The organism is Pseudomonas sp. GM102, assembly GCF_000282555.1.
In the GTDB taxonomy this organism is placed as follows: domain Bacteria; phylum Pseudomonadota; class Gammaproteobacteria; order Pseudomonadales; family Pseudomonadaceae; genus Aquipseudomonas.
This window is the reverse complement of sequence record NZ_AKJB01000085.1, coordinates 37,112-57,953: the sequence shown is the minus strand read 5'-3', so window position 1 is coordinate 57,953 and position 20,842 is coordinate 37,112. Positions and strand designations below refer to the sequence as shown.

Sequence of the window (20,842 nt, the reverse complement as noted above, 5' to 3'; positions counted from 1 at the left end):
TCTTCAGTTCAGGAACAACCCGTGACCTCGATCTTCTGGTACGACTATGAAACCACTGGCATCAACCCCCGTTGCGACCGCCCGCTGCAAGTGGCGGGGATTCGCACCGACTTCGATCTCAATGAAATAGACGAACCGGTCAACCTTTATTGCCAGCCCAGTGACGACATCCTGCCTCATCCGGCGGCGTGCGCGATCACCGGTATTACGCCCGGGCGTCTGGCCGAGCAAGGTTTGAGCGAAGCCGATTTCATGACACGGGTTCATGGCCAGCTCGCGGCGCCCGGCACCTGTGGGGCCGGGTACAACACGCTGCGTTTTGACGACGAGATGACCCGCTATAGCCTGTATCGAAACTTCTTCGACCCTTATGCACGAGAGTGGCAGGGCGGCAACAGCCGTTGGGATTTGATCGATGTGGTGCGCGCAGCGTATGCCTTGCGTCCCGATGGCCTCGTCTGGCCCAAGGACGACGAAGGGCGAGTCACGCTCAAACTCGAACGTCTGACCGCCGCCAATGGCATCGATCACGGGCATGCACACGAGGCGCTGTCGGATGTTCGTGCCACCATCGCCCTGGCGCGTCTGATTCGGGAAAAACAGCCGAAGTTGTATGACTGGCTGTTTCAATTGCGCAGCAAACAAAAGGTGATGGATCAAATTCGGCTGTTGCAGCCGATGGTGCATATTTCCGGGCGCTTTTCGGCGGCCCGCAACTATGTGGGTGTGGTGCTGCCGTTGGCCTGGCATCCCCGTAATCGCAACGCGCTGATTGTCTGTGACCTGCACCTGGACCCTCAGGGGTTGCTAGACCTGGATGCCGAAGCCTTGCGTCAGCGGCTTTATACCCGCCGCGATGACTTGGCCGAAGGTGAACTGCCGGTGCCGCTCAAGCTCATACACATCAACAAGTGCCCGGTAGTGGCGCCGTTATCGGTACTTCGTCCTCTAGATCAGCAACGTTTGGGGCTGGATATGGCGCTTTATCAGGAGCGGGCGCTGCGGCTAAGTGACGCACAACAAGTTTGGCGAGATAAAGTGTCGGACATTTACTCCAGCGACGATTTTTCTCCGAGCCAAGACCCCGAGCAACAGTTATACGACGGTTTTATCGGTGATCGGGACCGGCGTCTATGTGAGCAAGTCAGAGCCGCCGACCCTGCGCAATTAGCACAAGAACAGTGGCCTTTCGATGATGAGCGTTTGCCTGAATTATTGTTTCGTTATCGCGCACGCAACTTTCCCGATACGTTGAGCCTGGAAGAGCAAGAACGCTGGCGAATATTCTGTCAGAAACGTTTGTGTGCGCCAGAGTGGGGCGCGCCAAATACGCTGGATAGTTTTCTGGAGGTGGCTGCTCAATTGACGACTAGTGCTACAACGTTTCAGCGAGAGGTTCTGGATGAATGGCAGAATCATGTCCAGGCATTACGCAAACGTTTGAGTCTTTGAAAACGAGAATAAGCTGCGCTTGAATTCCAGGCATAAAAAAACGCCAGCATTTGCTGGCGTTTTTTGGTCGCGGATCAGTCTGCGACACGCTTGCGGCTTAGCCCAGCAGGGTAGCCCAGCTTTCAACCACGTCACCGCCCCACTTGGCTTTCCACTCTTTCAGAGTCTTGTGGTTGCCACCTTTGGTTTCGATGACTTCGCCGTTGTGCGGGTTTTTGTATTGTTTAACTTTGCGAGCACGCTTGGTGCCGGTAGTTTTTACTGCGCCGCCACGTGGAGCCTTGGTTTTGGACTCTGGATCCAACAGCGCGATGATGTCACGCAGGGATTTGGAGTATTCGCCCATCAGGGTGCGCAGTTTGCCTTCGAATTCCAGCTCGGTTTGCAGTTTGTCGTCTTGGGACAGATTCTTCAAACGGGCTTGCAGCTCTTTGATAGCTTCTTCGGTGGCGCGATATTCGTTGATCAAGGACATGAGGACTACCTTATGTTGGGCGCTGGATGACAGGGTGACAGTGCGACAATAATAGTCAGGGTGTTTCATCAAGTAAACATTTAACCGGAGTTTTATTTAAATTAGTTGCGGAACAGGACACACATTGGAGGGACAGTTAAATAGCGTCACAAATATTCACAGTTGACCTCTTGAAGATTGCCCACAAGAACACCATCGCGTGGGGCAGCCTGGTGCTTGCAGAGCCTGTACCGGACCTGCGGGCAAAGCCATACGTCATCAATACTGCAGTTTTGCTGCACAATCGCTAGAATAGCGGCCTTTGCGAAGTTCTGGAGTTTCCCCCTCATGCGCACTTTTCGGCTGGTGATTGCTTGCCCGGACCGCGTCGGCATCGTTGCTAAAGTCAGTAACTTTCTGGCGTCACATAACGGCTGGATCACTGAAGCGAGCCATCACTCGGATAATCTCAGTGGCTGGTTCTTCATGCGTCACGAAATTCGTGCCGATTCGCTGCCTTTCGGTATCGAAGCCTTTCGCGAAGCGTTTGCACCGATTGCCGAAGAGTTTTCGATGGACTGGCGCATCACCGACACCGAGCAGAAGAAACGTGTGGTGTTGATGGCCAGTCGCGAATCCCACTGCCTGGCCGACTTGCTGCACCGCTGGCACAGCGACGAACTGGACTGTGAAATCGCCTGCGTGATTTCCAACCATGATGATTTGCGCAGCATGGTCGAGTGGCACGGTATTCCTTACTACCATGTCCCGGTCAATCCACAGAACAAGGAGCCGGCCTTCGCCGAAGTCTCGCGTCTGGTCAAACAGCACGAGGCCGAAGTGGTGGTACTTGCCCGTTATATGCAGATTCTGCCGCCTGAGTTGTGCAGCGAATATGCCCATAAAGTCATCAATATTCATCACAGCTTCTTGCCGTCGTTCGTCGGTGCCAAGCCGTATCACCAGGCTTCGATGCGCGGTGTGAAGTTGATCGGCGCTACTTGCCACTATGTCACCGAAGAGCTGGACGCCGGTCCGATCATCGAGCAAGACGTGGTGCGCGTGAGTCACAGCGACAGCATTGAAGACATGGTGCGCTTCGGCCGTGATGTCGAGAAAATGGTGCTGGCACGTGGTCTGCGTTATCACCTGGAAGACCGGGTGCTGGTGCATGGCAACAAAACCGTCGTGTTCTGATAGCTGTACGGTTGAAATTCGAAGGGCCTGGGCGTTCAATCGCTTCAGGCCCTTCGCCGTTTTTGCACTGAGAACATAACCATGGCCGATCCACTGGACAAAGCCACCTCCAAAGCACCCGCCACATTGGGTGAGGGCTGTTTGAGTCGCTATGACCCGGATGACCTGAGCGCCGAAGACGGCACGGAGTTTCCCGGTGCCGCTGAGTTGTGGGAGCAGTTGCAGGACGATTCTGAGGATGAATCCGGGGACTCCTGAAAAAGATTACCCTGTGGCGAGAAGGCTTGCCCCCGTTGGGCTGCGAAGCGGCCCCCGGCATTCGTTCAGGTATACCCTGCGTGCTGATCTTGCGACGGCTGCGCCGCCGAACGGGGCGATGCGGCGTTCCGACAAGCCCCCTCGCCACAGTGTAGGAGCTGCCGAAGGTTGCGATCTTTTAAGGCTGCGATCCTTTAAGCCTGCTTGAACTTCATCAACTTCCTGAGCAGTGGCCGCCCAAGCATCAGCACAAACACTGGGCCACCGACCACCAGATAGAAGTAATAGGTCACTGTCCGCCAGATCAGAATCGCCGCCGCCGCGGTGGATTTCCCGACCATGGGCGCCAGCAGCGCCGCCGATGTCAGTTCTGCCGCCCCGGCACCGCCCGGCAATAGGCTGAACTGCCCAGCACTCAGCGACAGCATCTGGATCAGAAAACACCAGGCCCACTGCAAGTCCACGCCCAGCCCGAGCAATGCCAGATACAACACGCTATAGCGCAAGAGCCAATGCAGGCAGGTCAGTGCAAACACTGTGATCAACGTCTGAAAAGGCAACTTCAATGTGTCAGTGAACGCTGCGAGGAAGTGCAGAAGCTTTCGCGCCCAGCGCATCCGGGTGGTGCCTTTGACATTGAGACGAGCGAGCAACCGACCACTCAGACGAATCAGCGAGCGGTGGTAGCGAGCCGCTAATACGCAACTGAACAACCCACCGAACATTGAGACGGCGCTGACCGTCAGCAGCCATTCCATGCGCTGACTGAGGTGCTGGAACAGTGCATAAATCAGAATCCCACTCAGCGCGCAGAGAAAAAACAGCAGGTCGCTCAACTGGTCCATGGCGAACACGGCGCTGCCCCTGGCCGGCCGCACGCCGTGACGTGCCAGCAACGCCATGATGGTCAGCGGTCCGCCACTGCCGCCGGGGGTGGCGCAGTAGGCGAACTCGGCGGACATCACCACCCCGAGACTTTTGAAGCGACTGATCTTGTCGCGTTGATCTCCCAGCAGCAGGCGCAAGCGCTGGGTGTTGAGCATCCAGCACAGCAGGATCATGCCGAACATGATCAGCAACCATTTCAGCGGAAAGCTTTGCAACCGCGACCATGTCTCTGCGCCACCCAGCAACGACGGGATGAGCACCGCAGCGAGCAGGGCGACGACCAGCAGAATCCCGCGGCTCATGCGGCGCGACCGATGGGGTCGCGTTGCTGTGCCAGCCAGTTGGCCTTGGTCATTGGCACGCGGCCCTCGTCGAGCAAGCGTTTGAGGGTTTGCAGCCAATAGTGGCGCGAGAACTCATGACGCATGTCCACGGGGTGCAGGCCGAGACGAATCACCGGGGCCTGGCGCCAGCGTTGTTCACGCTGATTGCTGACGATTTTCGACAGACCTCGACGCCAGGCGCTGCGCGCGCTCCAGACCAGGCACGGGGCATCGATCGCGGTGAAATCCGGCAATCGATACAGATGCTGCGAGTCGCTGGTGTAGCGCAGCGGTACCTGACGCAAGGCTTGGCGGGTGCCTTCGCTCATTAGCCAGGTCGGAGCGACGAAACCTTCCAATGGCCAGTTGTAACGCTGGAACACCTCGATTCCGGCACGCAGGCGGGTGAGGGCGGCTTCTTGTGACAGGTCGTAGAACTCGCCTTCATGGGTGTAGATTCGGCGCATGAACCAGTCTCGGGGAGTGATGGGGATCGGTCCTTCATCGCAATGAAAGTAACCGTGCAGTGCCAGTTCGTCGCCGCGAGCGACCCGGCGGGTCAGCAAGCGTCGAAACGCCGGATACGCATTCAGGTCGTTATGCTTGTGGAAATCCGGCACCACCAGCCAGGTGATCGGCACCTCACCCAGCGCGTCGACGGCTTCGACGAAGGCTTGGTAATCGGGCCAGGTTTGCGGCGCAACGTCGTGCAGCACCAGTAACAGGCTGGGCGCGTTCATGGGCTCAACCATTGGCGGTCAGTGGCCATTGAGTACCGAGTACGGCGTGATAGTGCCCCAGCAGGCTGTCGACCACGGTGTCCCAGGCGTAATGTTGCTCGACATGGCGACGGGCTTGTTTGCCCAGTGCGGCGCTGCCCTGACTGAACAGTTCGCGCACCGCGTTGGCCATCGCGGCTGGATTGTTCGGCGCGCAAAGCAGGCCGCATTGATCGGTGACAATTTCCTGAAAAGCCCCGGCCGCCACGGCCACCACCGGAATACCGCTGGCCATGGCTTCGAGGACCACCAGGCCGAAAGTTTCCTGATCACCGGCATGCACCAGAGCATCGGCACTGGCCATCAAACGCGCGACTTGCGCCGCCGGGTAGAACTCATCGAGGACGGTGACATTGCGCGGTACCAAGGTAGGCATTGAGGAGCCCACCAGTAACAGGTGATAGCGACGACCCAGGCGTTTCATGCATCTGAGCAGCACCGGCAGGTTTTTTTCCTTGGATCCACGGCCGGCGAAGATCAGCAGGTGAGTGTTTTCATCAATGCCCAATTCGGCCCGCAAACCTGGATCCCGTGCACTGGGGTTGAACGTTTGCAGGTCGACGCCCAGCGGTTGTACAAAAACGTTCTTCACGCCCAACCCGATCAGTTTATCGGCCATGATTTGGCTCGGCGCCAGAACCCGGTCGAAGTTGCCATAGAGTTTGCTGACATAAGCTTCGATATTGGGGGTAACCCAGTTACCCATGCGATTGCTGACCAGCAGCGGCAGGTCCGAATGATAAAAGCCGATCACCGGCACATCGAGTTGCCGCTTGGCGTCTAAGGCAGCCCAGGCAGTCAGGTAGGGGTCGCCGACTTCAATCAGGTCGGGTTGCAAATCCTGCAGGACATTGCGCCACGGCGCGAGTCGGAGGGGGAAGCGATAGCCCTTGCCAAAGGGCAAGGCAGGCGCCGGAACCGTGTAAACGCCATCCTGTTCACTCAAATGCGCCCCGGGGACCAGCAAGCTGTGACGAATGCCTGGCTTATTGCCCAAGCGGCGGTGTTTGGCATCCAGATAAGTACGCACGCCACCGCTGGCAGGGGCGTAGAACATGGTTATGTCAGCGATATGCACGATGAACATCCCTCCGGGACCGTTGTTCTCCCTTTGGTTGACCTATATGAAGGATAGATGTTCGATTGGGGTTTTGCGGGTGGGGGGCAGCAAGTCGTGCGGTGTTTGGGCGGACGCTTTCGCGAGCAAGCCCGATCTCACAGGGGGCTGCGGCGAACTCGGACATTGGCAATAAAAAAGGCGCGAACCTCACGGAACGCGCCTTTTTCAGTAGCGGTGTATCAGCTACCCAGTGCCTTCGATGCCAGCCAGAACAGGCCGGCCGACAGGGCCACGGTGGCTGGCAGGGTCAGGACCCAGGCCAGCAGGATGGTTCTGACGGTGCCGCCTTGCAGGCCGCTTTTGTTCGCGACCATCGTACCGGCCACGCCTGAAGACAGGACGTGTGTGGTGGAAACCGGCAGGCTGAAGATGTTGGCCGCGCCGATCATGCACGCGGTGGTGATCTGCGCCGACATGCCTTGGGCATAAGTCATGCCTTGCTTGCCGATCTTCTCGCCAATGGTCAGTACCACGCGTTTCCAACCGACCATGGTACCCAGGCCGAGGGCCAGGGCGACCGCCAGAATCACCCAGAACGGGGCGTATTCGGTGGTGGTGGTCAGGTCCTTGCGCAGTTTGTCCAGGTCAGCTTTTTCACGGGCAGCGAGGCCTGGCAGCTTGGCGACTTTCTTCGCGGTGTCGTCCAGGCAGAGCAGGTAGCGACGTACTTCGATACGGCTTTCCGACGGCAGCGAATGGTAGTCGGCTACACCTTTAAGGGTGCCCAGCAGCGCTGAAATAGTCGGTTCGGTCTGTTGCGGGTTGCAACGGAATTTCTCCGGCAGATCGCCTTTCACGCTTTTGCCCAGTGCCAGGAACTCACCCAGGGATTCGCGGTTACGCTCGTAGAACTGGCTCAGGTGCAGGGTCGCATCGCGAGTACGTTCGATCTGGTAGGTGGTGCTGTTCAGGTCGAGAACGAACTGCGCCGGCACGATACCGATCAGCACCAGCATGATCAGGCCGATACCTTTCTGGCCATCGTTCGAACCGTGCACGAAGCTGACTGCCATCGCCGAAATCACCAGCACCAGACGATTCCAGAACGGCGGGTGTTTCTTGTCGTCGATCTTGCGGCGCTGTTCCGGTGTCTTGTGCATCTTGGACAGCGGACGCCACCATTTAAGGCCGATCAGCACCAGGGCTGCGATCAGGAAACCAGCCATCGGCGAGAACACCAGGGACGCACCGATATCGATCGCCTTCTGCCAGTTCACGCCATCGGCCAACGGAATGTCGTTGATCAAGGCGTTGGCCAGGCCGACACCGAGGATCGAACCGATCAGCGTATGAGAGCTGGAGGCGGGGATACCGAAGTACCAGGTGCCCAGGTTCCAGGTGATGGCGGCGGCGAGCAACGAGAACACCATGGCCAGTCCGTGACCGGTGTTCACATTGATCAGCAGTTCTACCGGCAGCAAATGAACGATGGCATACGCCACGCCCACACCGCCCAGCAGCACGCCGAGGAAGTTGAACACACCGGAAAAGAACACCGCCAGATGAGGCGGCATGGCTTTGGTGTAGATAACAGTGGCCACCGCGTTTGCGGTGTCATGAAAGCCGTTGATGAACTCGAAGGCGAGGACAAAGGCCAGGGCGAGCAAGAGGCTCACAAGCACCCAAGCATCCAGTCCGCTGAATAAATCGATCATGAAGGTTTTCTGACCCGGTCGTAAGGGGGCGCGATTATGCCAGAAAAGACTGATAATCGATGCACTAGCTGCTCATCGGTAACATTCTTCAACGAATTAATTTGTGGCAATCCCTCAGGCGCCGCGGTTTTTCAGGGTTTTACAAGTCATTGAATTTACTTGCAAAGGCCGCAGCCACAAGGGTTTCTCCCGACAGGGCGAGAGGCTTGAACGCTTGTGTGAAATATCTGAGAAGAGGGCCGGACAGGAGCCATTTGCCTCATTCAATGGATGAGGGGGACCGCTGCCCGCTTGTAGCGGGCGCGAAAAGCATCATCCATACAACCCGCTTTTAACGGGTGCAGACGCAGGCTCTTGAAAGGATTCAAGCCGAGGCGGTCATGGCTCTTCGGCTTTGAGTTCCTTTTCCATCTTCTGCAATTCCTGGGAGAAGGCCTGGTCCTGAACGGTGGCGCGTTTACGCCAGGGTTTGCGTTCGGGTTCGGGCTGAGCGGCGTAGGTGGTGACTTCCCCGCCGTAAACTTCCTTGTAACGTTGTTCCTGGCGCTCAAGTTCCGCGCGCAGTTCGTCTTTCGTCACAGTGCTACCTGATTGAGTTGAGATTAATTCTGGTGAAACGCGCTGCATCGATTTATTGACCACGCTCGTTGAAGGGACAATGCCTGACACGGCATCGTTCCCTCGGAGCAATCAATTCGTCCTTGTTGCAGGCGGCCACGGCACCAGAGAAAAACAGCTGACGTAGCATCAGTCTCCAGTTTCAGCGAGCGCGTTGGCGAAGCATATGAAATGAGCGTCAGGCGCTTGCTGCGGACAGCGACAATGGATATTGCGCTGCCGGTTGGCGAAATCGGCACGTAAAAAACCGGTCGCCACTGAGATGTATTATAGCGGTCGATCCGCAGAACACTATCTCTTGAGAGTTAAAAGTAGTTCCTCGTGTGTGATTGTTTTGTTACTCGCAAACTTTTACCGGTAACTACGGTACCGTGATGCCAGTTACAGCGATGACTTTCTGGCGCCATTTAGCCGAACGAATAAGTACACCCATGCTTCTTTAAATCGTGACCGAAAATAACAATCGTATTGCATGGGGAGTAAAAGCGGTATGGCTCACCCTTAGCAACCATTGATTGCGATTATCGGCCCATGGTTCGATAATCGCCCAATCTTGGTGGCCGGTGGCTTGTATGTCAGACCGGGAGCCGTTTGTAATAGTCGTTGATTCGTGTGGGAAACAACCTGATATGAACGATCAAATGCGCAATTCCTTCGCTTCAGTGGCACCGCCGATCGTTGCCTCGCCCGCCAAGCGAATCCAGGCCCTGACCGGTGACCCGGATTTCATGACATCCCTGGCCCGTGGCTTGGCGGTGGTGCAAGCGTTCCAGGAGCGCAAGCGGCACCTGACCATTGCGCAGATCAGCCATCGCACGGAAATTCCCCGCGCCGCTGTGCGACGTTGCCTACATACCCTGATCAAGCTTGGCTACGCCACCACCGACGGGCGCACCTATTCGCTGTTGCCCAAAGTACTGACCCTGGGCCATGCCTATTTGTCGTCGACGCCATTGGCGGTTTCTGCCCAGCCGTATCTGGACCGCATGAGCGAGCAACTGCATGAGGCCTGCAACATGGCCACGCTGGAAGGCGATGACATTTTGTACATTGCGCGCTCGGCGACCACTCAGCGGCTGATCTCCGTCGACCTCTCGGTGGGTGGGCGACTGCCGGCTTATTGCACATCCATGGGCAGGATTCTTCTCGCCGCGCTGGACGACACGTCACTGCGCGAGTACCTCGACCATGCAGAGCTGCAAGCCAAGACCAGTCGCACGTTGCATACCCCCGAGGCGTTGCTCGAATGCCTGCAAGAGGTACGGCAGCAAGGCTGGTGCATCGTTGATCAGGAATTGGAGCAGGGCCTGCGCTCAATTGCCGTTCCGGTGTACGACGCGTCCGGCCAAGTGGTGGCGGCGTTAAACGTCAGCACCCACGCCGGCCGGGTCAGTCGCAGCGAGCTGGAACAGCGTTTCTTGCCTGGTCTGCTAAGCGCCAGTCGTGATCTGAGCGCGCAACTCTTTGCCTAAGCTGTTCGATAAACGCACAGAGTCGCGTTTATCGAATTGACGCTCTTTCCCTTGGATCATTAATGTCGCGGCAGCGTCATCCGGCACTGTTGGCCTTCAGCCAGGCGCCGGATCACGCCCCAATAATAATGAGAAGAGGCATCGTCATGCGCACGTTTCCCGACTGTCGCCGTTCCCACCGGTTTAGCTGCCGAAACCGGATCACCTGATCCCGACCTCCTTTTCTTGTGACAGCGTCAGCCCCGGCTGGCACCTGTTCGACTGCGTTCTTTGCGTGGAATAAAAATAATGAACCAGCCTCAGTCTGCTGTAGGAAACTGCCTCGACGTGCAGTCCTTCATCAACGCTCAACCCATTTCGCGCTACCAATGGCGGGTGGTGATTCTATGTTTCCTGATTGTTTTCCTCGATGGCCTCGACACTGCGGCCATGGGGTTTATTGCGCCGGCACTGTCCCAGGACTGGGGCATCGATCGCGCCAGTCTCGGCCCGGTGATGAGTGCGGCGTTGATCGGCATGGTCTTCGGCGCCTTGGGTTCCGGCCCATTGGCTGACCGCTTCGGGCGAAAAGTCGTACTGGTGGGCGCGGTGTTGGTGTTCGGCGCTTTCAGCCTGGCGTCGGCCTATAGCACTAACGTTGATCAACTGCTGGTACTGCGTTTCCTCACCGGCCTGGGCCTGGGCGCCGGCATGCCGAACGCCACCACGCTGCTGTCCGAATACACCCCGGAGCGCAAAAAGTCCTTGCTGGTGACCAGCATGTTCTGCGGCTTCAACCTCGGCATGGCCGGTGGCGGGTTCATCTCGGCCAAACTGATTCCGGCCTTCGGCTGGCACAGTCTGTTGATGATCGGCGGGGTTCTGCCGCTGATCCTCGCTGTCGTCTTGCTGTTCTGGTTGCCGGAATCGGCGCGTTACCTGGTGGTGCGCAATCGTGGCACGGACAAAGTGCGCAAAACCTTGGCGCCGATCGACCCGACGGTGGTGGCACAGGCTTCGAGCTTCAGCGTGCCGGAACAGAAAACCGTGAAGGCGCGCAATGTGTTTGCGGTGATCTTCTCGGGCACCTACAGCACCGGCACGTTGCTGCTGTGGCTGACGTACTTCATGGGGCTGGTGATCGTTTACCTGCTGACCAGCTGGCTGCCGACGCTGATGCGTGACAGCGGCGCGAGCATGGAGCAGGCCGCATTCATTGGTGCGCTGTTCCAGTTCGGTGGGGTATTGAGCGCGGTGGGCGTGGGCTGGGCGATGGACCGGTTCAATCCGCACAAGGTCATCGGCATTTTCTACTTGCTCGCCGGGGTGTTTGCCTACGCGGTAGGGCAGAGTCTGGGCAACATCGCAGTGCTGGCGACCCTGGTGCTGGTGGCCGGGATGTGTGTCAACGGTGCGCAATCGGCGATGCCGTCTTTGGCAGCGCGGTTTTACCCGACTCAGGGGCGGGCGACGGGGGTGTCGTGGATGCTCGGGATTGGCCGCTTCGGCGCGATCCTCGGTGCGTGGATGGGCGCAACCTTGCTGGGCCTGGGGTGGAACTTCGAACAGGTGCTGACAGCGCTGGTGATTCCGGCCGCGTTGGCGACCACGGCGGTGGTGATCAAGGGCATGGTCAGCCATGCGGATGCGACCTGAGGACAGGTTTCAGATTCTTTAGCGAGTCTGATGGCCTCTTCGCGGGCAAGCCTCGCTCCTACGGAAATGTATGGTCGCGGATATCACGCGCATCCCGTAGGAGCGAGGCTTGCCCGCGAAGCTTTTGAGGATCGGTAGTGAGACAACAATCTGTTCGATAAACGAACGCTCAGTCGATTATCGGATTGTTTGGGTTTTTCCAGGGGCTTAATCTTCAGTCATTCCGGCGCTGAACCTCGCGCCTTTTTCTACCACTGTCGGTTCATAACAAAACGGGAGCCTGCCCCATGGCTGAAATCCTTTCGCTGCATGACGCGGTAAAGCAGTTCGTCAACGACGGCGATACCGTCGCGCTCGAAGGCTTTACTCACCTGATTCCTACGGCGGCGGGTCACGAGATCATCCGTCAGGGCAAGAAAGATCTGACCCTGGTGCGGATGACGCCCGACTTGATCTACGACCAGTTGATCGGTGCCGGTTGTGCTCGCAAGCTGATTTTCTCCTGGGGCGGTAACCCAGGCGTGGGCTCGCTGCACCGTCTGCGTGACGCGGTCGAAAGGCAGTGGCCGCATGCCCTGGAAATCGAAGAACACAGCCACGCCGACCTGGCCAATGCCTACGTCGCGGGCGCTTCGGGCTTACCGTTCGCGGTGCTGCGTGCCTACGCCGGCTCCGACCTGCCGAAGGTCAACCCGCTGATCAAAACCGTCACGTGCCCGTTCACCGGCGAAGTGCTGGCGGCGGTGCCGTCGGTGCGCCCGGACATCACCGTGATTCACGCGCAGAAAGCCGATCGCAAAGGCAACGTGCTGCTCTGGGGCATTCTCGGCGTGCAGAAAGAAGCGGCGCTGGCCGCCAAGCGCTGCATCGTCACTGTTGAAGAAATCGTCGACGACCTCAACGCACCGATGAACGCTTGCGTGCTGCCGACCTGGGCCTTGAGCGCGGTCTGCCATGTACCGGGGGGCGCGCATCCGTCCTACGCCCACGGTTACACCGAACGCGACAACCGCTTCTATCAAGCCTGGGACCCGATTGCCCGCGACCGTGAAACTTTCACCGCGTGGATCAACGAGTACATCCACGGTTGCGCTGACTTCAGTGAGTTCCAGGCCAAGCTGGCCGCTGCTTCGGAGGCCAAGTAATGACTTACACCACCAATGAAATGATGACCGTCGCCGCCGCCCGCCGTCTGAAAAACGGTTCGGTATGCTTCGTCGGCATCGGCCTGCCGTCGAAAGCCGCCAACCTGGCACGTCTGACTTCCTCGCCAGACGTAGTCCTGATCTACGAATCGGGTCCGATCGGTGCCAAGCCGAGCGTATTGCCACTGTCGATCGGTGACGGTGAGCTGGCGGAAACCGCCGACACCGTCGTCCCGACCGGTGAGATTTTTCGCTACTGGTTGCAGGGCGGGCGCATTGACGTCGGTTTCCTCGGCGCCGCGCAAGTCGACCGTTTCGGCAACATCAACACCACCGTCGTTGGCGACTACCACGCGCCGAAAGTCCGCCTGCCAGGTGCTGGCGGCGCGCCGGAGATCGCCGGCTCCGCCAAGAGCGTGCTGATCATCCTCAAGCAATCGGCGCGCTCCTTTGTCGATAAACTCGACTTCATCACCTCGGTCGGTCATGGCGAGGGCGGTGATTCACGTAAGCGTCTCGGCCTGCCGGGTGCCGGTCCTGTCGGCATCATTACCGACCTGTGCATCATGGAACCCGAAGCGGATACTCATGAATTCGTGGTGACCGCGCTGCACCCAGGCGTGACTCGCGAGCAAGTGATTGCCGCCACCGGCTGGGCGATTCGTTTTGCCGATCAGGTGGAAAACACCGCCGAGCCAACCGAGCTCGAGTTGACCGCGCTGCGCGATCTGGAAGCTCGCACGGCTGCCGCCCACGGCCAAGCACCTGGAGAAGCCTGATGCGTGACGTTTATATCTGCGACGCCATTCGCACTCCCATCGGCCGTTTCGGCGGCGGCCTGTCGGCGGTTCGCGCCGATGATCTGGCCGCCGTGCCGATCAAAGCGCTGATGGCGCGCAACCCGTCGGTGGACTGGAACGCGGTGGACGAAGTATTCCTTGGTTGCGCCAACCAGGCCGGCGAAGACAATCGTAACGTGGCACGCATGGCGTTGTTGTTGGCGGGCCTGCCGGAAACCATTCCCGGGGTCACCCTCAATCGCCTGTGCGCTTCGGGCATGGATGCGATCGGTACGGCGTTTCGGGCCATCGCCAGCGGCGAGATGGAGCTGGCGATTGCCGGCGGCGTCGAGTCGATGTCTCGCGCACCGTTCGTGATGGGCAAGGCCGATGCGGCGTTCTCGCGCAACATGAAACTGGAAGACACCACCATCGGCTGGCGTTTCATCAACCCGTTGATGAAAGCCCAATACGGTGTGGATGCGATGCCGCAGACCGCCGATAACGTGGCCGACGATTACCGGATCTCCCGCGCCGATCAGGATGCGTTCGCCCTGCGCAGTCAGCAGCGCACGGCCGCCGCGCAGGCAGCAGGATTTTTCGCCGAAGAAATCGTCGAAGTGCGCATTGCCCACAAGAAGGGTGAAAGCGTGGTCACGCAGGATGAGCATCCCCGTGCTGACACGACACTGGAAACCCTGGCCAAACTCAAACCGGTCAACGGTCCGGACAAAACCGTCACCGCTGGCAATGCCTCCGGTGTGAACGACGGTGCGGCGGCGTTGATCCTGGCTTCGGCCGAAGCAGTTAAAAAACACGGTCTGACTGCCCGCGCGAAAGTGTTGGGCATGTCCAGCGCCGGCGTTGCACCGCGGGTGATGGGTATCGGCCCGGTGCCGGCGGTGCGTAAATTGACCGAGCGCCTGGGCCTGGCAGTCAGCGATTTCGACGTGATCGAACTCAACGAAGCCTTCGCCAGCCAAGGCTTGGCGGTGCTGCGTGAACTGGGATTGGCGGATGACGCGGCCCAGGTCAACCCGAACGGTGGCGCCATTGCCTTGGGCCATCCGCTGGGCATGAGCGGTGCACGCTTGGTATTGACCGCGCTGCATCAGCTGGAAAAAACCGGTGGCAAGAAAGGTCTGGCGACCATGTGCGTCGGTGTCGGCCAGGGGCTGGCCTTGGCGATCGAGCGGGTCTGACACGCTTGGCTGTGAATAAAGCGTCGACTAATAAGAACTGAGGAAAGCGTAATGACTGACAAACCTGGTTACCGTCGCCCGCAGGCGGGCACTCAGCCGGAATACCTGCACCCTCCTTATCAATCCACCAACCTTCGCTCGCCGTCCAAGCCGTTGGTGTTTTTGCCTCATTCGCTGTCGGAAATCACCGGGCCGACCATCGGCGCCGAGCGCATCCAGGAGCAGGACAACGACCTGACCGCTCAGCACGAGGGCGAACCGCTGGGCGAACGGATCATCATCCACGGCCGCGTGCTGGATGAAAACGGTCTGCCGGTGCCGGGGATTCTGGTGGAGATCTGGCAGGCTAACGCCGCCGGGCGCTACAACCATGCGCGTGACCTGCACGACGCGCCGCTGGACCCTAACTTCACCGGCACCGGCCGTACCGTGACCGACGCCGATGGCTGGTATCAGTTCCAGACCATCAAGCCTGGTGCCTATCCGTGGGGTAACCATCACAACGCCTGGCGCCCGGCGCACATCCATTTCTCACTGTTCGGGCCGAGTATTCTCACGCGGCTGGTGACCCAGATGTATTTCCCGGGCGACCCGTTGCTGGCTTACGACCCGATCTATAACTGCGTGCCGGATACCAGCGCCAAAGAGCGCCTGATCGCCAGTTTCGACCTGGAAAAAACCATCCCTTCCTACGCCCTCGGTTATCGCTGGGACATCGTCTTGCGCGGCCGCGAAGCAACGCCGATGGAGAAATAAGATGACGCTGAACGCGACCACGTCCCACACCGTCGGGCCGTATTACCACATCGGCCTGACCTGGCTGAACCGTGAAGACCTGACCGTTGCACAAACCCTCGGCGAGCGCGTGGCAATCACCGGGCAAGTCGTCGATGGCAATGGCGACTTCGTCAACGACGCCATGCTCGAAGTCTGGCAGGCCAACGCCGCCGGCAAGTACGACCACCCCGAAGACGATCAGGACAAACCCCTGGACCCGAATTTCGAAGGGTTTGGCCGGGTGCCGGTGGATGCGCAAGGGCGCTTCCGGTTTACCACGATCAAACCGGGCACAGTGGAAGGCCTGAAGGGCACGACCCAGGCGCCGCATTTGGTGGTGCTGGTGTTTGCTCGCGGTTTGGTGAAGCACTTGTTGACGCGGATTTACTTTGATGGCGAACCGGCCAACGTAGCGGATCCGCTGCTGGAGTGCGTCCCTGCTGAACGCCGCAGTACTTTGCTGGCGAAGCAGGATGCTGCGGGTGTTTATCAGTGGAATGTGGTTCTGCAGGGGACGGATGCCGAGACGGTGTTCTTCGATTATTGAGTGAAAGCCGCAAACCTGTGGGAGCGTGGCTTGCCTGCGATAGCGTTGGGTCAGTCAACATTAATGTTGGATGTGACTCAGTCATCGCGGGCAAGCCCGCTCCCACAGGGATAGCATGGAACGGGATATTGCAACGCCTGTCTGGACTCGAAATGTTCACGGATACGTGTCGGCGTAGTATTTGCACAACGACCTTTGATTTCTACGCGTCGGCCTGACCGGCCCCACGCTTGCAAGGACTGTTTATGAACCAGCGACCGGGCAATCAATTGTTCGATGCCTACTTCACGGCACGCGACATGCGTGAGGTGTTCTGCGATCAGGGCCGGGTTCAGGCCATGCTTGATTTCGAAGCGGCACTGGCCCGGGCCGAGGCGCGGGTTGGGCTGATTCCGCAGACGGCTGTCGCGTCTATCGAAGCGGCATGTCGGGCCGAGCATTATGACTTCGCCGCGCTGGGTGAGGCCATTGCCACGGCGGGGAATTCGGCGATTCCACTGGTCAAGGCGTTGGGCAAACAGATCGCAAAGAACAATGCCGAAGCCGAGCGTTACGTGCATTTGGGCGCGACCAGCCAGGATGTAATGGACACCGGCCTGGTGCTGCAACTGCGCCGCGCGCTGGAATTGATCGAAGCTGATCTGGCGCAACTGGGGGAAACCCTCGCAACCCAGGCCTGGCGTTACGTTGCCATGCCGCTGGCCGGGCGCACCTGGCTGCAACATGCGACGCCGGTCACCCTCGGCATGAAAATCGCCGGTTGGCTGGGGGCGGTGACGCGTAGCCGTCAGCGTCTGCTGGAACTCAAACCGCGCCTGTTGGTGCTGCAATTCGGCGGCGCCTCCGGCACCCTCGCGGCCCTCGGCGAGCAGGCGATGCCGATTGCCGAAGCCTTGGCCGCGGAACTGCAACTGACCTTGCCGGATCAACCCTGGCACACCCAGCGTGATCGTCTGGTGGAGTTCGGCGCGGTGCTTGGATTGATCGCTGGCAGCCTCGGCAAACTCGGCCGCGACATCAGCCTGTTGATGCAGACCGAGGCTGGCGAAGTGTTTGAACCGTCGGCGCCGGGCAAGGGCGGTTCTTCGACCATGCCGCACAAGCGCAACCCGGTGGGCGCAGCGGTGCTGATCGGCGCGGCGACGCGGGTGCCGGGGTTGCTCTCGACCTTGTTCAGCGCGATGCCGCAGGAACACGAACGCAGCCTGGGCCTGTGGCATGCCGAATGGGAAACCCTGCCGGAGATCTGCTGTTTGGTGTCAGGCAGCTTGCAGCAAGCGCTGTTGGTGGCCGACGGACTGGAAGTGGATGCCGACCGAATGACGCGCAACCTCGACTTGACCCAGGGCCTGGTGCTGGCCGAAGCCGTGAGCATCGTGCTGGCACAACGGGTCGGTCGCGACACCGCGCACCATCTACTGGAGCAATGCTGCAAACGCGCAGTGGCCGAGCAACGTCATCTGCGCGCGGTACTCGGTGACGAGCCGCAGGTGACTGCCGAGCTGTCGGGCGCTGAACTCGATCGTCTGCTGGACCCCGCCCATTACCTCGGTCAGGCCCATACCTGGGTCGAGCGAGCGGTGGCTGAACATTTTGCGTTGATAGCCTGAAGGAGACTGCTGTGGCATTCGTACAACTCGCCGAGGGCGAACTGCACTACCAAATTCAAGGGCCGCAACTCGATGGACCGACGGATGCGCCGGTGCTGGTGCTGTCCAACTCACTGGGCACCGACCTGCACATGTGGGACGCGCAGATCCCGGCGTTCACCGAGCATTTTCGCGTGTTGCGTTTCGATACCCGTGGTCACGGCCAGTCGTTGGTGACGCCGGGGCCGTACAGCATCGAGCAATTGGGCCGCGACGTGCTGGCGCTGCTGGATGCCTTGCACATCGAACGCGCACATTTCTGTGGTCTGTCCATGGGCGGGTTGATCGGCCAATGGCTGGGGATCAATGCCAGTCAGCGATTGAACAAACTGATCGTGTGCAACACCGCGGCGAAAATCGGTGATCCGTCGGTGTGGAATCCACGGATCGAAACCGTGCTGCGTGACGGCTCGGCGGCGATGGTTGCCCTGCGCGATGCGTCGATTGCGCGCTGGTTCACTGCGGATTTTGCCGAGGCCAATCCGGCAGCGGTTAAGCGGATTACCGACATGCTCGCGGCCACGTCACCTGAAGGTTACGCGGCCAATTGCGCGGCCGTGCGCGATGCCGATTTCCGCGATCAGCTGTCGTCGATTCAGGTGCCGCTGCTGGTGATTTCCGGCAGCGAAGATGCGGTGACGCCACCGTCCGGCGGGCATTTCATTCAGGCGCACGTGCGTGGCGCCGAGTATGCAGAGTTCTACGCCGCGCACCTGTCCAACGTCCAGGCCGGCGCTGCGTTCAGCGACCGAGTACTGGCGTTTTTGTCAGCTCATTGAGGGGATTGTTGTGGACGAGAAACAACGTTACGACGAGGGCATGAACGTTCGCCGCGCAGTACTGGGCGATGCCCATGTCGACCGCAGCCTGAACGCGCTGACCGAGTTCAACTCGGAGTTCCAGGAGATGATCACCCGCCACGCCTGGGGCGACATCTGGACCCGCCCGGGCCTGCCGCGCCACACCCGCAGCCTGATCACCATCGCCATGCTGATCGGCATGAACCGCAACGAAGAACTCAAACTGCACCTGCGCGCCGCCGCCAACAACGGCGTGACCCGCGGCGAGATCAAGGAAGTGATCATGCAGAGCGCGATCTACTGCGGCATCCCGGCGGCCAACGCGACCTTCCACCTGGCCGAGTCGGTGTGGGATGAGTTGGGGGTTGAGTCCCGGGCATAACTGTCCACCACAACCCCTGTGTGCGGGCTTGCTCGCGAAAGCGGTGATCGATTTGATGCATGTGCGCTCACACCGTCGCAACGATAAAGATCCGCTTGAACGGAAACAACGTAAGCCCGTCGCTCTCCGGCGGGTAATGCGCATGCACGCGCATCAGGTAGTGGTACAGAAAGCGTGCCTTTTCATCATCATTCAACGCCATCAATACCGGTCGCAGGGCCGAAACCTTGACCCAGTCGTAAATCGGCGAACGTCCCTCGACCACCTGTAATTCCTTGGTCTCCCAGATCTGCAGTTTTTGCGTGAGTGGCGTCAGCAAGCGGTAATAGCCCTCCAGCGACAACAACGGTCTCGCCGCCATGGCCTGACGCAGTTGCGCCGTGCCCAAGGGTGTGTGGCCGGGACCGGCGTCTTCGAGTGTGTCGAGCATCAATTGGTACCACGACGCATCTCGCCAGTCGGGCATGTGCGCCGCCAGGCAACCGCCAGGGTTGAGCAGGCGAAGAAGGCGCGGCAGCAGTTGTTCATGGTCGCTGATGAAGTGCAATACGGCGGCGGCGAACAGCAGATCGGCCGATTGCTCTGGTGCCCAGTCCAGCAGATCACATTGTTTCCACAGCGCCTTGATGGGCAGGCACCGGGCTTCCTGCAGCATTTGTCCGGAACTGTCGATGCCCTGCAAATGGGCTCGGGGCCAACGCTTTGCCAGCAATTGAGTCGCGATACCGGTGCCGCAACCCAAGTCGTAAATACGCTTGGGATTTTTCAGTTCAACCCGGTTGAGTAACTCGTTAACGGGGCGTTGTCGAAGGCGGAAGAATTGCTGATAGGCCTTGGCGTCCCAATGGGTATTCTCGGGGGCCATTGGCTCTCGTCGCGTGATCATGAGGTGGTCCTCTGTGTCCATGAGGCTGACAAACTATCGCTGCGGATTTTTTACCCACCTCTGTCCGACTTTTTTATGTCGCGATAGATGCCGTTCCATAGCCTGATGCGGTGTTCGATAGCCTCGATGGCGGCGCTCAACGCTTTTTCCCGCAGGTCGGGCGTCGTGATTAATCGGGACAGCATTTTTTGCGCGCCAGGGCCATGGTCGCCACTGTCCACTTCAATGTGTCGATTCAGGTAATGAATAAACTTGGGGGCCTGGCTATGGGTGATCCCCCAATTGTTCAACAATGTCTGAAACATGTCGGGTATCGGGTCTTCGCGGCCAAAAAGAAAACTGCTGGCAACTTCCGCAGTGGATGCTTTGCGGGCCGTTTTAAGGGTGTGTTTGACAAACGTCTGGACGTACGCCGGAACACGAGCCTGAGTCAGGGCTTGCGGTAGCGAAAAAGAGTGGGCGAATTGATGCATGAACGTCTCGATTCGCTCAGTGGGCGCGCTGACTTCCGCCATTGCATCCAGGTACAAATGGAAATGACTGGCGGGGTGGCCATTCAGATCGAGATCCGATTCCTCACCGGTAATGATTTCATTGATGAGACGGGCGCAGTCTGCATGCTGTACCGGCATCCATGGAATTTGCGTGCACGTGAGGTCACGTTGCAGCCGTTTGGCCAGGCTCATGAAGTCCCAGACCGCAAAGACATGGCGACTCATGAATAATCTGACGTGTTCGACCGAACGAATGGCCGCATACAGTGGATGTTGGGCCAGCCGGTATTGATAGGGTTCGAGTTCTGTTTCAAACATGATTGCATCCCT

General features: G+C 59.1%; 21 protein-coding genes. 13 read left to right on the top strand and 8 right to left on the bottom strand.

Annotated elements, in window-relative coordinates:
* Positions 1 to 21: 21 nt before the first annotated feature.
* Positions 22 to 1,452, top strand: coding sequence for an exodeoxyribonuclease I (sbcB, locus tag PMI18_RS08575; RefSeq protein WP_007903855.1), 1,431 nt, complete (start codon positions 22 to 24; stop codon positions 1,450 to 1,452).
* A 97-nt stretch (positions 1,453 to 1,549) separates the two neighbouring features.
* On the opposite strand, the gene mvaT is transcribed toward sbcB, so the two are convergent.
* Entirely contained in the window at positions 1,550 to 1,927 is a 378-nt protein-coding gene (gene mvaT, locus PMI18_RS08580) for a histone-like nucleoid-structuring protein MvaT (RefSeq protein WP_007903853.1), read from the bottom strand.
* 327 nt (positions 1,928 to 2,254) lie between these two features.
* Between mvaT and purU the strand changes: the two genes are divergently transcribed.
* Together purU and PMI18_RS31275 are read left to right on the top strand one after the other, a co-directional pair.
* Positions 2,255 to 3,103, top strand: coding sequence for a formyltetrahydrofolate deformylase (purU, locus tag PMI18_RS08585; RefSeq protein ID WP_007903852.1), 849 nt, complete (start codon positions 2,255 to 2,257; stop codon positions 3,101 to 3,103).
* A gap of 81 nt (positions 3,104 to 3,184) precedes the next feature.
* Complete coding sequence (locus PMI18_RS31275; protein WP_007903851.1) at positions 3,185 to 3,361, top strand: hypothetical protein; 177 nt, start codon at positions 3,185 to 3,187, stop codon at positions 3,359 to 3,361.
* A gap of 194 nt (positions 3,362 to 3,555) precedes the next feature.
* On the opposite strand, the gene PMI18_RS08590 is transcribed toward PMI18_RS31275, so the two are convergent.
* The 5 genes from PMI18_RS08590 to PMI18_RS08610 all read right to left on the bottom strand — a co-directional run bounded on the left by PMI18_RS08590 (position 3,556) and on the right by PMI18_RS08610 (position 8,705).
* On the bottom strand, positions 3,556 to 4,551 hold the full coding sequence (locus PMI18_RS08590; protein WP_007903850.1) for a lysylphosphatidylglycerol synthase transmembrane domain-containing protein: 996 nt from the start codon (positions 4,549 to 4,551) through the stop codon (positions 3,556 to 3,558).
* Positions 4,548 to 5,324 (bottom strand): DUF2334 domain-containing protein, encoded by a 777-nt coding sequence (locus tag PMI18_RS08595; protein WP_007903849.1) that lies wholly within the window; start codon positions 5,322 to 5,324, stop codon positions 4,548 to 4,550. The genes PMI18_RS08590 and PMI18_RS08595 overlap by 4 nt, the downstream gene beginning before the upstream one ends.
* On the bottom strand, positions 5,317 to 6,438 hold the full coding sequence (locus PMI18_RS08600; RefSeq protein ID WP_033036727.1) for a glycosyltransferase family 4 protein: 1,122 nt from the start codon (positions 6,436 to 6,438) through the stop codon (positions 5,317 to 5,319). Before PMI18_RS08600 ends, PMI18_RS08595 begins: the two co-directional genes overlap by 8 nt.
* Positions 6,439 to 6,650: 212 nt before the next feature.
* Positions 6,651 to 8,126, bottom strand: a complete 1,476-nt coding sequence (locus PMI18_RS08605; protein WP_007903847.1) for an inorganic phosphate transporter — start codon at positions 8,124 to 8,126, stop codon at positions 6,651 to 6,653.
* A 378-nt stretch (positions 8,127 to 8,504) separates the two neighbouring features.
* Positions 8,505 to 8,705 (bottom strand): hypothetical protein, encoded by a 201-nt coding sequence (locus PMI18_RS08610; protein WP_007903846.1) that lies wholly within the window; start codon positions 8,703 to 8,705, stop codon positions 8,505 to 8,507.
* Positions 8,706 to 9,373: 668 nt separating this feature from the next.
* Here PMI18_RS08610 and pcaR point away from each other — a divergent pair.
* The 10 genes from pcaR to pcaC all read left to right on the top strand — a co-directional run bounded on the left by pcaR (position 9,374) and on the right by pcaC (position 19,132).
* Positions 9,374 to 10,216: a pca regulon transcriptional regulator PcaR gene (pcaR, locus tag PMI18_RS08615; RefSeq protein WP_007903845.1), complete on the top strand. Its 843-nt coding sequence runs from the start codon at positions 9,374 to 9,376 to the stop codon at positions 10,214 to 10,216.
* Between the two features lie 288 nt (positions 10,217 to 10,504).
* Positions 10,505 to 11,851 (top strand): MFS transporter, encoded by a 1,347-nt coding sequence (locus PMI18_RS08620; RefSeq protein WP_007903843.1) that lies wholly within the window; start codon positions 10,505 to 10,507, stop codon positions 11,849 to 11,851.
* A 287-nt stretch (positions 11,852 to 12,138) separates the two neighbouring features.
* Positions 12,139 to 12,996: a CoA transferase subunit A gene (locus PMI18_RS08625; RefSeq protein WP_007903838.1), complete on the top strand. Its 858-nt coding sequence runs from the start codon at positions 12,139 to 12,141 to the stop codon at positions 12,994 to 12,996.
* Positions 12,996 to 13,775: a CoA-transferase subunit beta gene (locus tag PMI18_RS08630; protein ID WP_007903834.1), complete on the top strand. Its 780-nt coding sequence runs from the start codon at positions 12,996 to 12,998 to the stop codon at positions 13,773 to 13,775. The genes PMI18_RS08625 and PMI18_RS08630 overlap by 1 nt, the downstream gene beginning before the upstream one ends.
* Entirely contained in the window at positions 13,772 to 14,977 is a 1,206-nt protein-coding gene (gene pcaF, locus PMI18_RS08635; protein WP_177319033.1) for a 3-oxoadipyl-CoA thiolase, read from the top strand. Before PMI18_RS08630 ends, pcaF begins: the two co-directional genes overlap by 4 nt.
* A gap of 51 nt (positions 14,978 to 15,028) precedes the next feature.
* Positions 15,029 to 15,733, top strand: coding sequence for a protocatechuate 3,4-dioxygenase subunit beta (pcaH, locus tag PMI18_RS08640; RefSeq protein WP_007903830.1), 705 nt, complete (start codon positions 15,029 to 15,031; stop codon positions 15,731 to 15,733).
* 1 nt (position 15,734) lies between these two features.
* Positions 15,735 to 16,301: a protocatechuate 3,4-dioxygenase subunit alpha gene (gene pcaG, locus PMI18_RS08645; RefSeq protein ID WP_007903828.1), complete on the top strand. Its 567-nt coding sequence runs from the start codon at positions 15,735 to 15,737 to the stop codon at positions 16,299 to 16,301.
* 245 nt (positions 16,302 to 16,546) lie between these two features.
* Positions 16,547 to 17,911 carry a 3-carboxy-cis,cis-muconate cycloisomerase gene (locus tag PMI18_RS08650; protein WP_007903827.1) on the top strand — a complete coding sequence of 455 codons (1,365 nt, stop codon included), beginning with the start codon at positions 16,547 to 16,549 and terminating at the stop codon, positions 17,909 to 17,911.
* 11 nt (positions 17,912 to 17,922) lie between these two features.
* Positions 17,923 to 18,729, top strand: a complete 807-nt coding sequence (pcaD, locus tag PMI18_RS08655) for a 3-oxoadipate enol-lactonase (protein WP_007903826.1) — start codon at positions 17,923 to 17,925, stop codon at positions 18,727 to 18,729.
* Between the two features lie 10 nt (positions 18,730 to 18,739).
* Entirely contained in the window at positions 18,740 to 19,132 is a 393-nt protein-coding gene (gene pcaC, locus PMI18_RS08660; RefSeq protein ID WP_007903825.1) for a 4-carboxymuconolactone decarboxylase, read from the top strand.
* Between the two features lie 67 nt (positions 19,133 to 19,199).
* On the opposite strand, the gene PMI18_RS08665 is transcribed toward pcaC, so the two are convergent.
* Entirely contained in the window at positions 19,200 to 20,018 is an 819-nt protein-coding gene (locus tag PMI18_RS08665; protein WP_007903824.1) for a methyltransferase domain-containing protein, read from the bottom strand.
* Positions 20,019 to 20,068: 50 nt separating this feature from the next.
* Positions 20,069 to 20,830, bottom strand: a complete 762-nt coding sequence (locus tag PMI18_RS08670) for a DUF3050 domain-containing protein (protein WP_007903822.1) — start codon at positions 20,828 to 20,830, stop codon at positions 20,069 to 20,071.
* Positions 20,831 to 20,842: the final 12 nt, after the last annotated feature.

Coding starts and splice junctions, on each gene's coding strand:
- PMI18_RS08590 (WP_007903850.1), bottom strand. CDS start 4,551: ATGAGCCGCGGGATTCTGCTGGTCGTCGCCCTGCTCGCTGCGGTGCTC.
- PMI18_RS08665 (WP_007903824.1), bottom strand. CDS start 20,018: ATGATCACGCGACGAGAGCCAATGGCCCCCGAGAATACCCATTGGGAC.
- PMI18_RS08630 (WP_007903834.1), top strand. CDS start 12,996: ATGACTTACACCACCAATGAAATGATGACCGTCGCCGCCGCCCGCCGT.
- mvaT (WP_007903853.1), bottom strand. CDS start 1,927: ATGTCCTTGATCAACGAATATCGCGCCACCGAAGAAGCTATCAAAGAG.
- pcaR (WP_007903845.1), top strand. CDS start 9,374: ATGAACGATCAAATGCGCAATTCCTTCGCTTCAGTGGCACCGCCGATC.
- PMI18_RS08670 (WP_007903822.1), bottom strand. CDS start 20,830: ATGTTTGAAACAGAACTCGAACCCTATCAATACCGGCTGGCCCAACAT.
- PMI18_RS08650 (WP_007903827.1), top strand. CDS start 16,547: ATGAACCAGCGACCGGGCAATCAATTGTTCGATGCCTACTTCACGGCA.
- pcaH (WP_007903830.1), top strand. CDS start 15,029: ATGACTGACAAACCTGGTTACCGTCGCCCGCAGGCGGGCACTCAGCCG.
- PMI18_RS08600 (WP_033036727.1), bottom strand. CDS start 6,438: ATGTTCATCGTGCATATCGCTGACATAACCATGTTCTACGCCCCTGCC.
- PMI18_RS08620 (WP_007903843.1), top strand. CDS start 10,505: ATGAACCAGCCTCAGTCTGCTGTAGGAAACTGCCTCGACGTGCAGTCC.
- pcaG (WP_007903828.1), top strand. CDS start 15,735: ATGACGCTGAACGCGACCACGTCCCACACCGTCGGGCCGTATTACCAC.
- PMI18_RS08625 (WP_007903838.1), top strand. CDS start 12,139: ATGGCTGAAATCCTTTCGCTGCATGACGCGGTAAAGCAGTTCGTCAAC.
- PMI18_RS08595 (WP_007903849.1), bottom strand. CDS start 5,324: ATGGTTGAGCCCATGAACGCGCCCAGCCTGTTACTGGTGCTGCACGAC.
- PMI18_RS31275 (WP_007903851.1), top strand. CDS start 3,185: ATGGCCGATCCACTGGACAAAGCCACCTCCAAAGCACCCGCCACATTG.
- purU (WP_007903852.1), top strand. CDS start 2,255: ATGCGCACTTTTCGGCTGGTGATTGCTTGCCCGGACCGCGTCGGCATC.
- PMI18_RS08605 (WP_007903847.1), bottom strand. CDS start 8,126: ATGATCGATTTATTCAGCGGACTGGATGCTTGGGTGCTTGTGAGCCTC.